Annotated in this window: 11 protein-coding genes and 3 pseudogenes; 8 read left to right on the forward strand and 6 right to left on the reverse strand. The window is 37.6% G+C overall.

Annotation, left to right across the window (positions count from 1 at the left end; genetic code table 11):
• Positions 1-662: 662 nt before the first annotated feature.
• A complete protein-coding gene (locus tag H6F47_RS24120) occupies positions 663-1,043 on the reverse strand; it encodes a hypothetical protein (RefSeq protein ID WP_137667675.1) in 381 nt (126 codons plus the stop codon).
• A 790-nt stretch (positions 1,044-1,833) separates the two neighbouring features.
• Between H6F47_RS24120 and cysE the strand changes: the two genes are divergently transcribed.
• Both cysE and H6F47_RS24130 read left to right on the forward strand, forming a co-directional pair.
• Positions 1,834-2,586: a serine O-acetyltransferase gene (gene cysE, locus H6F47_RS24125; protein WP_096568077.1), complete on the forward strand. Its 753-nt coding sequence runs from the start codon at positions 1,834-1,836 to the stop codon at positions 2,584-2,586.
• 91 nt (positions 2,587-2,677) lie between these two features.
• Entirely contained in the window at positions 2,678-3,376 is a 699-nt protein-coding gene (locus tag H6F47_RS24130) for a L,D-transpeptidase (protein ID WP_137667674.1), read from the forward strand.
• A 90-nt stretch (positions 3,377-3,466) separates the two neighbouring features.
• Here H6F47_RS24130 and H6F47_RS24135 read toward each other — a convergent pair whose 3' ends face one another.
• Together H6F47_RS24135 and H6F47_RS28950 are read right to left on the reverse strand one after the other, a co-directional pair.
• On the reverse strand, positions 3,467-4,048 hold the full coding sequence (locus H6F47_RS24135) for an Npun_F5749 family FMN-dependent PPOX-type flavoprotein (RefSeq protein ID WP_096568074.1): 582 nt from the start codon (positions 4,046-4,048) through the stop codon (positions 3,467-3,469).
• A gap of 140 nt (positions 4,049-4,188) precedes the next feature.
• Positions 4,189-4,692 carry a DUF4351 domain-containing protein gene (locus tag H6F47_RS28950; RefSeq protein WP_347239106.1) on the reverse strand — a complete coding sequence of 168 codons (504 nt, stop codon included), beginning with the start codon at positions 4,690-4,692 and terminating at the stop codon, positions 4,189-4,191.
• A 433-nt stretch (positions 4,693-5,125) separates the two neighbouring features.
• Between H6F47_RS28950 and nrdJ (H6F47_RS24145) the strand changes: the two are divergent.
• Both nrdJ (H6F47_RS24145) and nrdJ (H6F47_RS24150) read left to right on the forward strand, forming a co-directional pair.
• A pseudogene (gene nrdJ / locus H6F47_RS24145) lies at positions 5,126-6,379 on the forward strand (ribonucleoside-triphosphate reductase, adenosylcobalamin-dependent); the annotation flags it as partial.
• Positions 6,380-6,623: 244 nt separating this feature from the next.
• A pseudogene (gene nrdJ / locus H6F47_RS24150) lies at positions 6,624-7,694 on the forward strand (ribonucleoside-triphosphate reductase, adenosylcobalamin-dependent); the annotation flags it as partial.
• 91 nt (positions 7,695-7,785) lie between these two features.
• Here nrdJ (H6F47_RS24150) and H6F47_RS24155 read toward each other — a convergent pair.
• Complete coding sequence (locus H6F47_RS24155) at positions 7,786-8,619, reverse strand: DUF3598 family protein (RefSeq protein WP_190347655.1); 834 nt, start codon at positions 8,617-8,619, stop codon at positions 7,786-7,788.
• A 163-nt stretch (positions 8,620-8,782) separates the two neighbouring features.
• Between H6F47_RS24155 and H6F47_RS24160 the strand changes: the two genes are divergently transcribed.
• The 4 genes from H6F47_RS24160 (at position 8,783) to H6F47_RS24175 (ending at position 12,494) form a co-directional block, all read left to right on the forward strand.
• Positions 8,783-9,001 (forward strand): hypothetical protein, encoded by a 219-nt coding sequence (locus H6F47_RS24160; RefSeq protein ID WP_096568065.1) that lies wholly within the window; start codon positions 8,783-8,785, stop codon positions 8,999-9,001.
• 364 nt (positions 9,002-9,365) lie between these two features.
• A complete protein-coding gene (locus H6F47_RS24165) occupies positions 9,366-9,647 on the forward strand; it encodes an RNA-binding protein (RefSeq protein WP_096568063.1) in 282 nt (93 codons plus the stop codon).
• Between the two features lie 619 nt (positions 9,648-10,266).
• Positions 10,267-10,836: a pentapeptide repeat-containing protein gene (locus H6F47_RS24170; RefSeq protein ID WP_190651341.1), complete on the forward strand. Its 570-nt coding sequence runs from the start codon at positions 10,267-10,269 to the stop codon at positions 10,834-10,836.
• A 149-nt stretch (positions 10,837-10,985) separates the two neighbouring features.
• Positions 10,986-12,494 carry an FAD-dependent oxidoreductase gene (locus H6F47_RS24175; RefSeq protein WP_137667670.1) on the forward strand — a complete coding sequence of 503 codons (1,509 nt, stop codon included), beginning with the start codon at positions 10,986-10,988 and terminating at the stop codon, positions 12,492-12,494.
• 112 nt (positions 12,495-12,606) lie between these two features.
• Here H6F47_RS24175 and H6F47_RS28955 read toward each other — a convergent pair whose 3' ends face one another.
• Complete coding sequence (locus H6F47_RS28955; RefSeq protein WP_347239105.1) at positions 12,607-12,804, reverse strand: hypothetical protein; 198 nt, start codon at positions 12,802-12,804, stop codon at positions 12,607-12,609.
• Between the two features lie 147 nt (positions 12,805-12,951).
• Positions 12,952-13,392 (reverse strand): annotated as a pseudogene (locus H6F47_RS24185) (DUF72 domain-containing protein); the annotation flags it as partial.
• Positions 13,393-13,493: the final 101 nt, after the last annotated feature.

Genomic DNA, 13,493 nt, shown 5'->3' on the forward strand with positions numbered 1-13,493 from the left:
GGCGCAGTCGAAGGGCGGTGTCGAAGGGCGCAGTCGAAGTAAGCCGAAGTGCTTTCAAAAACTGCCAGCTTTTATGAGGTGGCAACTGAAAAACCTTGCACTTAATTCCTACTTCAAGAAAAAATAGTTCCTATCCAACTCTTGAAACTGTCACCGTGGCGTAGCACCTGTCACCTGTCACTGGTCCTTCACAGATAACTTTTTCAGCAAACCCTAAATATTTCTCCCTAACTCCCCCTACCATGAGGAAAATAGGAAAAGGGGCGTTCCTCAACGCCCCATCTATGCAATCAAAATCCTCATTTCCACCGTCAGCCAAACAATTCAAGGTTTTGGCAATTTGGCAGACAAAATTTTTTAGTTACCGTTTTAATAGAAATATCAACAAAAAGAACAGGACAGTTAAAAATAGTTCCAAGGGAAGGATGGCAGCCAACCCTCAGAACTTACAGCCACTCGCCAGTTGTTGATGAAGCACTGCACAACACCGCTATATGTTGTAGCAGTCCCTTAACCTTGTAGTCGCTTCACTACAACTGGCTAAATATCTCACAGGAAACATATAACGCTTTTATTAGTTTTATCAGTTCATCCATTGTTTGGTTGAGCATTTTTTGATTTGGCATGAGCCGTCTAAAAAAACATTGGTTAGTCATTAGCTCTTAGTCGCGCAGCATTTGGGAAATGATTTTGTCAGCTTGCAATCTCTGATAAGTCAAGCGGAGCAAACTAGCAGTATCGAACAAACCACAAACATAGCAGGCAAAACCCAAAGCATCGAACAGCATCAAGCTACTAACGCCTTCTTTGGCCAGGGATAATACAAACCCAGTCACCCCTGGCGCACTTGCATCTAGTGGCATTATCGACAACAGGAAACGTATACAATCGGCTGAGACAATCGTGCCTTCTAATTCTTTGCTATCCGTCGCTAGACGAACAATACCAACCAAAATTTGATTTGGTGTCATTCCTTCTTCCATGAGAAGGACAAATAAAGATGCCAGACTATCTGGAGTGTGTTTATCGAGTTTGATATTCATCGTGCTTACATATTTACGTGTAACAATAAACTCAAAATTTTTTGTAGATCCGGAAAATTTAAGCCAATTTTTTTACTTTCTAGATGTGAAATAATCGTTACCGAGCCAACCGTAATTACTGAGTGAAGGCAAGTCAGTAATATATACCAGCAGTCAGTAGAAACATTCCACCGGAATATTTTTACAGCATTAAAACCTCTTGCTGCATAGCAGAATGAGTTACATTTTTTACTTAATTTACCAACAATATTTAGTATTCAGTAAATCATAAAGTTATTTGTGTAGGCTGGCTGTGGAGAACTGTTAGTTTTGGTAAAAATAATTCCAGAGTTAATGAGACAGAGCAAATCAAATCTCTCATCTAACAAACCCTACCATTTACCTAAATATCCAAAGAGAATTTCCGAAACCTCAGAAATTTCCTCTCTGCACCCTGCACTTTTTTGCTTGACTAACACAGCAGATTACAAGTTCCTGAAACTACAAAATCTACTGACAAATTGATGCACCATGACCATTAGACTACTAATCACGGTAGCAGTTTCCGAATCTTAAACCACAAGGCAACATCTTGGCTGTGATCTGAGTCATATCTGTTAGGTTAGGGAATAGGGAATAGGGAATAGGGAAAATTTCTGAGGTGGAATGTGCGTCAAAGGATTAAATTGTATCTCTAGCTGTGTGTTTTTTTCTGGTTGCGGTTTTTGCGTCATGTCAATCACCAATCACCAATTACCAAGTAACGATAAAATGGGAAAGTAGCTTGTTTTGCTTATTGGGTACTATCTAGATGCTATCTACACTGCGTGCCGACTTTCGCATCATTTTTGAACGTGACCCAGCAGCCCGGAATTGGTTAGAAGTCTTGTTTTGCTACCCTGGTTTACAGGCTTTAATCCTTCACAGACTGGCTCACTGGTTGCGTGCTATTGGCATTCCCTTTATTCCCCGGCTCATTTCTCATATTGCTCGGTTTTTAACGGGTATTGAAATTCACCCAGGGGCAGTAATTGGCAGAGGCGTATTTATTGACCACGGTATGGGCGTTGTCATTGGCGAAACCGCCATTATTGGAGACTACGCCCTCATTTATCAAGGCGTTACCCTGGGTGGTACAGGTAAAGAAAGCGGTAAACGTCACCCCACATTAGGTGAAAACGTCGTTGTTGGTGCAGGGGCAAAAGTTTTAGGAAATCTGCAAATAGGTAATAACGTCCGTATCGGTGCAGGTTCAGTAGTTTTAAGAGATGTTCCCTCTGATTGTACCGTTGTCGGGATTCCTGGACGTATTGTTTACCGTTCTGGAGTGAAAGTTTCACCATTGGAACACAACAACCTACCAGACTCGGAAGCTCAAGTAATTCGTAGTTTACTAGATCGTATTGAAGCACTAGAAGAAAAAATAGAAACTCTACAAAATCCCGTCAAAGTTCCGGTTTTAGTAGGTAAATACATTCAAGTAGATGAATTACCAAAAGAGCATAATTTCTGTAATCTTCGAGATAAAACAATACAGGAATTTTTAGACGGTGCTGGGATTTAACCAATGTAATAATTCAGGAATCAGTAGTTAGGAGTCAGGAGTCAGGAGTCAGAATATTTATTTGTAGCAGGTTTAAACAAACATACAAATCATGAATACAGAATCAATAACCAAATACCTTAAACAACAGAGAATCCTATTAAACATTATTTTGTTTTTTGTTACTGGTTCTGTATTTTATGGGTTACTCTTGCGTGCAGGTTTGATATTTCCAGTGACAGAAATTGCCGAGGTTTTATGTATGACAAATTGTCAAACAAATCACAAAATACATAAACCTATAATTGGCAATGAATTATTAAATTATGACCAACCAATAGAAAAAATAATTACCGAACCTATTAATAAAGATCAGATATCTATTTTAATTGAAAAATCTCAGCACAGACTAACATTATATTACAATCTCACACCTATTAAATCTTATCCTGTGGTTTTTGGTGCTAACCCCACAGGTGATAAAAAAAGAGAAGGTGATAAAAAAACACCCGAAGGGATTTTACAAATTAAAGACCTTTATCCTCATCCCCAATGGTCAAAATTTATGTGGTTAAATTATCCTAATTCACAATCTTGGAGAAAGCATTTTCAAGCTAAAATCAATGGTGAATTAGCTTGGTATCTTCCTATTGGTGGTGAAGTAGGTATTCATGGTGTACCTGCGGGTGCTGATGAAATGATTGATGCAAAAAATAACTGGACTTTAGGTTGTCCATCTTTAAAAAATAAAGATGTCGATGAATTATATAAATTGGTTCAGAAAGGTACAATTGTGGAAATTTTACCTTAATGTCAAGAGCAATAGGTGACAGGTGACAGGTGACAGGTGACAGGTGACAGTAATAAAAGAATAGAAGTTAGGAGTCTACTACCTGAAGACTTACGGATTGATTTCTTCAAAATCCCATTCTTGATTTTCATCAAGTTTATAAATAGTTCTATTTTGTGGTTCACCCCGCAGTTCTAAATAGTCTACTTCGGTAGGTTCAAGTAATAATAAACAAAAGGTTTCTAATGGTTCTAAAGGGTTGGGTGCTGATGGTGTAAAGGCTTCTGGTGTTCTTACTCTTTCTTTACCAGGAGTAGGCCAAGCAAATTGTAAACGTGCAGCATCACTTAATTCTTGCCACATTTTTATTCTCGCTGGTTGTAAATGTGGATGAGAATTAGCAGTAATTAAAATTAATTTTCCACTAATACGAAATTGTTCTCTAGAGTTGGGAAAATACCAACAAATTTCTGCTGCTGGTTGTTGTGGTATTTGTTCAGCTTTTGCACTACGAATATCGGTAATAAATTTTAGCTGGTTGGTATCTTCCAGAAAACCACGAAATACTACAGTGCGGTTTGCAGGTAAACCATTTTCTCGCACGGTTGCAAGTTGCACATAACGGGAATAAACTAAACTGCGGTTTTTGTGTAAAGCGCGAGTTATTAAACTTCTCCAAGGTGCTAGGGACATTATTATTACTGTAAGATTTTTGTAATTTGATTTTTATTGGTTGGTTATGTAATTATAATTTAAAATCTACTATTTTTGAAATCCCAACTTCTATAAATAGTGAATTTTTTTGAAAAGTCAGGGATCTGATCAGTAATAAATTAATCTTGCACTTGACTTAACCAACTTTGTAAATCTTTTAAACTGGTAGAGTCTAACAACGCTTCTCCAAGATTTTCTAAATTGCTCAAAGATAAGTTAGCAATATTATTTTTTGCTTCCTCCGGTAACTCTCCCAAACGTCTAGTTAACTGTCGCATAACTAAATTTAAAGCACTTTCTTGTCTTCCTTCCTGTTTAATTTCTTGATAAGTGCGACTTCTTTCTAATGAAATTCCTAACATGACTTGAACCTCCCGCAAAGTCAAATTTTCAAATCTGTACATCATGATTGTAGTAATCATTTCTAAAATCATCTCATTTGATGATGATTCTTGATTACTTTTTGTTAATAAATACCTAGCTGCTGCTGGTGCTTGACTTTCTTTTAAAGTCGTCAGTACCATTAACCCTACCCATACGGGTAATTCTTGAATGTCTCCCAACTCATCTAAATATATTTTATGCACTTGATCGCCATCAAATACAAATATGTTACATATTATACAAAATACTTCAAATCACAAAGTGGTAAATTTAGCAACCTTGTCAGAGTGCATCTTTTCCCGAAACCGCACCAGCAGCAAACCCTGTATTTTTTAGAACCTACAGCCGTCGTACAGCAGCAGGTTTAAGAGAATCCTGGAATGAGGTGTGCGATCGCACTTTACGCAATTTATCTAGACACAACTTATCCCCAACTCAAGGAGTTGTAACAGATATCAATGAATTAGAATCTTTACTTGCTATCAATGCTTAGTAGTAAATGATAACCTTCACTAACCCTGGTACATAGTCAGGGTTTGACAATAAAAATAAAAAATTGTTACACATTATACAAAATACTTCAAATCACAAAGTGGTAAATTTAGCAACCTTTCATAATATAACGAGTTGGCGTTATAGTCTTAATCTGTGATTAAGCTACAAAAATTTCTTATGGTTCAAGAATTGCAACGTCAACGCCAGAGTGCATCTTTCCCCGAAACCGCACCAGCAGCAAACCCTGTATTTTTTAGAACCTACAGCCGTCGTACAGCAGCAGGTTTAAGAGAATCCTGGAATGAGGTGTGCGATCGCACTTTACAAGGTTTAGTAGAGTTAGGCAAACTTACCCAAGAAGAAGCCGCCCTCTTAGATAAAATGCAACGCAATATGAAATCCCTACCCAGTGGCCGCTGGTTGTGGGTTGGTGGCACAGACTGGTTAAAAAAATCAAAAAACTTTTCTGGTGCTTATAATTGTACTTCTACCAACTTAGTAGACTGGAAAGCCTTCGGTTTAATGATGGACTTGGCCATGATGGGTTGTGGTACAGGCGCTATTATCGAACCGCAGTATATTAATCAATTGCCCCCTATCCGTAATCGCTTAAATGTTACCATCACAGGTGAAGTTGGCCGTACACCTGTAGAACAGCGTCGAGAATTTACAGAAACCGATATACAAGGTAACACCGTTACTATTCACGTCGGAGATAGTCGGGAAGGTTGGGTAAAGTCCTATCAAACCCTGTTAGAGCTTTCTACCGATGAACGCTTCAGTTCGACTTCGCTCACTGACCATACCGATGACGTTCAGGTAATTGTAGATATTAGTGATGTACGTCAGTCCGGGGAAACCCTGAAAGGTTTTGGTGGTGTTGCTAACCCAGTAAAATTACCTGGTTTATATGAACGCTGCGCCTCTATTCTGAATAAAGCTTTAGGTAGACAGTTAACCTCTGTGGAATGCTGTTTATTAATTGATGAAGCTGCTGTATCAATTGTTGCTGGAAATATACGCAGAAGCGCGGGGATGCGCCAATTCGTTGCAGAAGACCAACAAAGTGCAACAGCGAAAGATAATCTTTGGCATCAAGATACAGAAGGTAACTGGCGCATAGATCCTGAGCGTGATGCTTTACGTATGGCCAACCACACAAGAGTATTTCACCGCAAACCCACCCTAGAAGAATCTATTTCCGCAGTGCAAAAGCAGTATTACAGTGGTGAAGGTGCAATTCAATGGGCTGGTGAAGCGGTGGCAAGAGCTAATATTGATTTACTCAACACCCCAGAACTGAAAAAAGACTTCCTGCAAGCTTACGAACAAGGAAAAGCTAAAGCATGGATACAACAACATCATCCAAATATTGATGAACAAGAATTAGAACATCGTTTAGGTAGATACGGGCTTAATCCGTGTGGTAAATAATTATACTTGCCTCACGTAAAAAATCCGGCAAAATCGGTGAAAGCTGAGACTGCTAATGCCGAGGTAATTACAGGAACTAAAAAGCCTGTAACACCGTAGAGAGTAGAAGTTGAACCTCCCAGGAGAATAAAAGACTTCCACGAGTGCCGGACTACAGGAAACTGTAGAAAATGTACTCCGAGCTAGTGCGAATTAAAGCACTAGAACTAAAGGATAAAGAGCCTTTAGGATAACAAAACTGGAAATAATAGGAACTAATTTCCACTGTAATTTATCTGAGGTACACTTAAACCAACTCGATCCCGACAACTATAAAGAACAAGAGGAAGCATTTAAAGCTGGTGCTTTATCTGTTGCTGCATTATTAAACCATCACTTCCAAGAACCCCGCTATCAATATAGTCGGGAACTTGATCCCATCGTCGGCGTTTCCTTCACTGGTTTATTTGACTTCTTTGTTCATGCTTTTGGTGTGGACTGGTTGCGCTGGTGGGAACAAGGCAGACCTGAAACCCCTGAAGGACTGATATTTAAACGCGGTGAGCAAAAATACCTCAGCAAATGGAGAGAAATAGTACATAACGCTGTTTGGGAATATTGCGATAAACACGGAATTAAACGCCCCAACCGTTGTACTACTGTGCAGCCTAGCGGGACAAAATCTTTATTGACTGGTGCTAGTTCTGGTTGGCATCCACCCAAAGCGCAAAGGTTCATCCGCCGGATCACTTTCCGTAAAAATGACCCTGTAGCCTTAGCCTGTATAGATTATGGGTATAATGTCATACCTTCTCAATCTGACAAAGACGAAAACGGTAACTTGTTAAATGATCCGTTTGATCCTCGTTGTACAGAATGGTTGGTAGAAATACCCGTGGCTGTCTCTTGGGCAGATTTACCAGGAGCAGATGAAATTGATGTATCCAAGTTTTCTGTATTGGCACAGTTAGATTTTGTGATGCAAGTGCAGAAATACTACACTACCCATAACACCTCAGCGACTTTAGAGTTACGTTCTGAGGAAGTTGAAGTTTTGGGAACACGCATTTATGAAGCGGTGAAAAATGATGAAGGTTACATTTCTGCGGCTTTATTAGCGCGGTTTGATGACATTCAAACTTTCCCCCGTTTACCCTTTGAACCCATAGACAAAGCAACTTATGAGCGTTTATCTGCTGAGGTGAAAGCAAGACGTAAAACCGATGATTTTTGTGGTGCTTTAGGTCGTTATGATTTAGGGGAAATGTCAGAAGCAGGACCTAGCGGTTGTGACTCTGATAAATGTATGTTCCCTGAACAGTCACCCACATAAGGAGGCAGAAGGCAGGAGACAGGAGGCAGGAGGCAGGAGGTAAATATTTTTTTCCCTCGTTCCCTATTCCCTGTTACCTGTTCCCTGTTCCCTAAATATTTTTAATTTCAATCACATGAGTTGAACTTATCCATTCTCCTTTTGCATTGTAGGTACGAATTAACCTTTGGCGTTCGTTGTCTGTGACTAACCAACCTGCTTCTACAAAAAAGGGTTTTCTTAGTTCTAGTTGGACGGGAACATTACTAGAAATTCCATCGGGTAATAATAAGATTTCTCTGATATTTCCTTCTTTTTCAAATATCAATTTATTACCTGCTATCTTGGCTTTTGAGCTAATATTTTGACCTGCAAATGAAAGTTGATGTTCTAAATATCCGTTGTCTAGTTCTTTGATTTCTAAATAACTGGTATTTGTTTCTGAGGGGCTGAGGTCTGAATATACTGTGTGCGCTTGACCTTCCCATTTACCAATTAGTTGTTCTACTGTCAATGGTGGTCTTTCTTTGGCTTCTGTACCAGTTCTAAATTCTCTAATTAAGGTTAAATTACTAAATTTTCCTTGTTTGTCAAATAATTGCACTAAGCGCGATCGCCTATTTTCATCTATAAAGCCATATTCTGCACCAAATTCTGTAAACGGTGCTAGTTGTAATGTTCCTTTGGCAAACGCACCTGTGTTAAAAAATATGTTTTCTTTGGCTAAAGAACGATATTCTTGTTGATAATCTTGAATGGGAGAACTATCATAATTATTACTATCAAAACGACGTAATCTAAACAGTACAGCTTGGTTATTATCAATGGCTTCTAAGTTTAAAATGCTAGGCGTAGATTTTAATATTTCTCCCTGGGGGGATATTTGAGTAAATGAACCCCTCCACTCACCTATATTTTTGATAAAGTTTTCCCAGTTGCTTGTCATAGCTTAATAAATTTCAATTCAATTAATTTGTTGTGGATTGAAAAAATCATAACTATTATACATCTTAATATTATTAAATTTGTTTATTGTCACTTATTAGCCAGTATCTGTTAAGATTGATGAAGAATTAATAATTTTTTTACGGCAATACTTGGAGAGTGTAATGTTTATTAGTGAATTGTCTCCTCTATTTAAAGAACTTGCCCAGCATCCAGTGTCATTTATGGGTGGGTTTGTTTCTGGTGTCCTCCGACTTAACCTAGCTGATGATCCTGTTAGAAGTTGGCTAGATCAACATATTACTTCAGCCAACTTCCCCAAAACAGCCACTGAAGTCCAGAATGGCAAAGCCTCTGGCCCTCAACAAATTTCAATTGATTAATCAATTATAAACCGTTAACATTTCAACGTTAACGGTTTATAATTGCTAAAATGTAATTAGATTACCGCAGCTTGTTAGCAATAAATTCTGTTAAATTATCCAATAGATCAAAGCATATAATTTTATATTATAATTCTTTGTAAATTCTCATACTTTGGAAAATGTCATAATCAGTTATCATAATGAGCAGATGGGTATGTTCAGTCTGGTGGCAGGTTGAGTAGTGAACTAGTATAATTGATGACTAATCTCCTACAATTTTTGTCATACATGAATCCAAGGCAACGGGAGCAATGCTTAAAATTTGCTGAGTTCCAGTTTCCATCTGAACTATCGCTTTTTGTTGAAAATTACGTGACTCATAATGACTATCTACGTTGGAAATCTCTCTTACCGCGCAACCGAAGCAGACTTAAAAGCCGTGTTTGCTGATTATGGCGAGGTCAAAAGAGTTGTTTTACCTACTGACCGCGAAACCGGAAGGATGCGCGGATTTGCTTTTGTTGACATGATCGAAGATGCACAAGAAGATGCTGCTATCACAGAATTGGATGGTGCAGAATGGATGGGTCGTCAACTAAGAGTGAATAAAGCAAAACCACGAGAGGATGATCGACGAGGTAGTTGGTCTAAAAAAGAATATTAATAATATAGAAGTCTTATCTTAGCAGATTGTTTCTATTTATGCAAGTAAGCGATCGCTAAAATCCAGCTAGAAACAATTGCCAATCACACAACGCTATATAATTATGCCCGACTAGAGATTCATTGCAGACAAATGTTAAGACTAGTCGGTTTTTTTATAGCAAATTCAGTCTTGATTATTCCAGACAAAATTTCCGCATAAAGTCCCTGAAATTGTTTGATATTCGTGACAAACCCTAACAGATTTTTAGCATTTGTGGAAAAGTGATTTTTTTATAGGTACTATATATATAGTATATATAGTCATCCTCAATGATTTCTCAACACTTTCTATTACCTATTTCCTGTTTATTGCCCTCATGAGTCAGTATGGCTACTTCATGCAAGGTATAAACACTCAAACTTTTGATTTAGCTACATTTATGTTGGCAAAATTCGGATGCTCCCAATATCAATGTTATCGGTAGCATTCATTATATTGATCAATTTGAGGTCACTAAAATAGTTAATATATTTGAGATTTTAGTTTTAATAATTGTATTTATTTTCGTATTTTTCTTAAATAAATTTTCGCCAAATACAAATTAAATCTTCCAACTAAGTACAAATAACTCAAAACTATGGATATTCAAGAACTATTAACTAGGTATGCCAGAGGAGAAAGAAGCTTTAACGGTATTGCATTACCTTCCGCAAACCTACAAGGAGCTAACTTGGGTGGTATAGACTTTGGTAGAGCAGACCTCAGAGGTGCAAACCTCACCGCAGCATCTTTGAGTGGAGCAAATTTAAGTAAAGCAAATCTCAGAGGTGCAACATTAGAAAATGCTAATTTATCAGAAGTGATTCTCTGTGGTGCTGATTTAACTCAAGCCATACTAAGTAATTCCCATTTAAATGAATCAGACCTTAGTGGAGCTTTATTAACTGGTGCAGATTTATGTGATGCTAATTTACATCAAGCATCAATCACAGCCGCCAACTTACAAGGTGCAAATTTAAGTGGTGCAAAAATGGGAGGTGTGCGGATGTGGAAGGCAAATTTACAAGGCGCAAATTTAACCGGCGCTGATTTAAGTGAAGCTAATCTGTGTGAGGTAAATTTGACCAGAGCTAATTTAAACGCCACAGATATGAGTGAAGCTTTTTTAACAGGTGCTATTATGCCCGATGGCAGTATTCATAGTTAATGAAGAAACAGGAGGCAGAATTTTGGATTTTGGATTTTGGATTGTTTTTGCCAATTCCAATCTAAAATCTAAAATCTAAAATTTTCTTTCCCTGTTCCCTGCTCAAACCGATATGATAACTATCTGTACAGAAAAACATGGGTGCAAAAATGTCAGAATTACAACAAAAACGGGTAGTAGTTATCGGTGCTGGTTGGGCGGGTTTAGGGGCAACCTATCATTTAGCAAAACAAGGTTATGATGTCACACTTTTAGAAGCAGGACCATATCCTGGTGGTTTGGTAGCAGGTTGGCAAACCTCAGCAGGAAAATCTGTAGAAGCCGGTATTCATGGCTTTTGGTATCCTTACAGAAATATATTTTCTCTCATCAATGAATTAGAAATAAACCCCTTTACAACTTGGACTCGTTCTGCTCAATATTCTCCCGCAGGTTTAGAAGTTGAATCACCAATTTTTCAAGATTTACCCAGACTACCAACCCCCTTAGGAACTTTTATTTACCCGCAATTTCAAAGATTACCATTAATTGACAGACTCAGCGCCTTACCTTTACTTTATAGCTTAATTGATTTTGATAATTCTCATGATGCTTGGCAAAGATATGATTATATAACCGCCCGTGAATTATTCAAAACTTTTGGTGTTTCCGCCAGACTTTATAAAGAAGCATTTGAACCTATGTTATTAGTGGGTTTATTTGCCCCTGGTGAACAATGTTCAGCCGCCGCCACTTTAGGAATGTTATATTATTTTATCCTCGCTCACCAACCAGATTTTGACGTAGTTTGGTGTCGGGGAACAGTAGGCGAAAAAATCTTTCGTCCTTGGGTGCAGAAGATAGAAAAGTTAGGGGCGAAAGTTTTAGCTAAACATCGAGTTACAGATGTAATTGTCGGTGGTAATAATCAGATTAAAGGTGTAGTTTGTGGTGATCAAGTTTTTGATGCTGATGCCGTGATTTTTTCTGTAGGAATTACAGGAATGAAAAAAATTGTTGCTAATAGTCCTAGTTTACAACATTATACAGAATTTAGAAATATCAGCAATTTAGGAGCAATAGATGTATTAGCGACTCGGTTATGGTTTGACAGAAAAATCAATATTCCTCGTCCTTCTAATGCTTGTTTTGGATTTGATAATACAACCGGATGGACTTTTTTTGATTTGAATGCTTTGCATGATGAATATAAAAATCAAACCGAAACAGTTGTAGAAGTTGACTTTTATCATGCCAATCAATTTTTACATTTAAGTGATGAGGAAATTGTCAAAATAGTTCAAGGTTATTTAGCAACTTGTGTACCAGAATTTAAAGAAGCAAAAGTAATTGATAGTAGCGTCATTCGTTTAGCAAATGCAGTTACACATTTTTCACCTGGTAGTTATCAGAATATGTTACCAGCTAAAACCAGTTTGAATAATGTATTTATGAGTGGTGATTGGATTATTAACCGTCACGGTTCATGGTCACAGGAAAAAGCCTTTGTTACAGGTTTGGAAGCTGCAAATTTAGCAATTGATTATTTAGGAACAGGGAAAAAAGCAAATATTTTACCTATAGAACAAGATGAACATCATATACAAATAGCGAGAAATGTGAATCAAGCTATCCGTGATGTGGGTAAATCAATTTTACCTAATTTTTGGTTGCCTTAATTTGCTTAATTTGCTTAATTTGCTAAATTAGATCCCCTAGATCCCCGACTTTTTTTATTATCATGTCCATAAATTTTGACTGAATTGCAGAAGTCGGGGATTTTGGTATCAATTATGATCCTTGAATTGATTTTTGTATTTCCTCAACTTGCTCAATAGATAACTCTGTAACTTGAGCAATTTGTGGTAAACTCATACCAATTCTTAGTAAATTGATTGCTACATTCCTAGCTTTTTCAGCTTTACCTTCAGCTTTACCTTCAGCTTTACCTTCTTCGAGAATTTCTTGGTAAATTACAGACTCGCGCATAATTTCACTCCTGAAAATCTTCCTGATCACTTGTTTATCTAAAACTAACCCTGCTAACACGCTACTAGCAGCAGCTATATTTCTTTGTAACCTTGGATCTGTAATGGTTTCAACAGCTTTCGCTACTTCGTTTTTACTGTCACCTACTTACCATAAACTCAGTTGATTACTATTACTAAGATTATTCCAAGTCCAAGGTAAAGGCGGAATCTCTACACCATTTTCTTCTAACAATTGTTGAAAATAACGTGCATTATTAGGAGACATATCCTCTGTAGGACAATGTACAAACAAATAAATTTTAATTCCCTCTGATAACCACTTTTTAATATATGTCACCCATTCATTCATAAATTGCTCATTCATAGATAAACGGGGATGGGAAATAAACCGAATTAATGTAAAATTGGCAGTGACAGAAAATTGTACTGGTAATTGTGGTTTACGCCTTTCTGATGCTAATTGTGGATCATCTTCCCCAGAATACACAGGACGAGTATCTAATAAAACTCTACCAACTCCTAAATTTTCTAACAAAGTTGTTAAATTACTCAAATGAGGTTCTTTAAACCAGTCACCATGTCTCACCTGCTATATAAAACCTAGACAAAACTAGACTTTACTTTCTACTTCAACGGGAGCATGGGAGCAGTTATCCCTCAGTAGACTTTCACGCCTTAGCCAGACGC

The sequence above is a fragment of the Sphaerospermopsis sp. FACHB-1094 genome, assembly GCF_014696195.1.
GTDB lineage: Bacteria > Cyanobacteriota > Cyanobacteriia > Cyanobacteriales > Nostocaceae > Sphaerospermopsis > Sphaerospermopsis kisseleviana.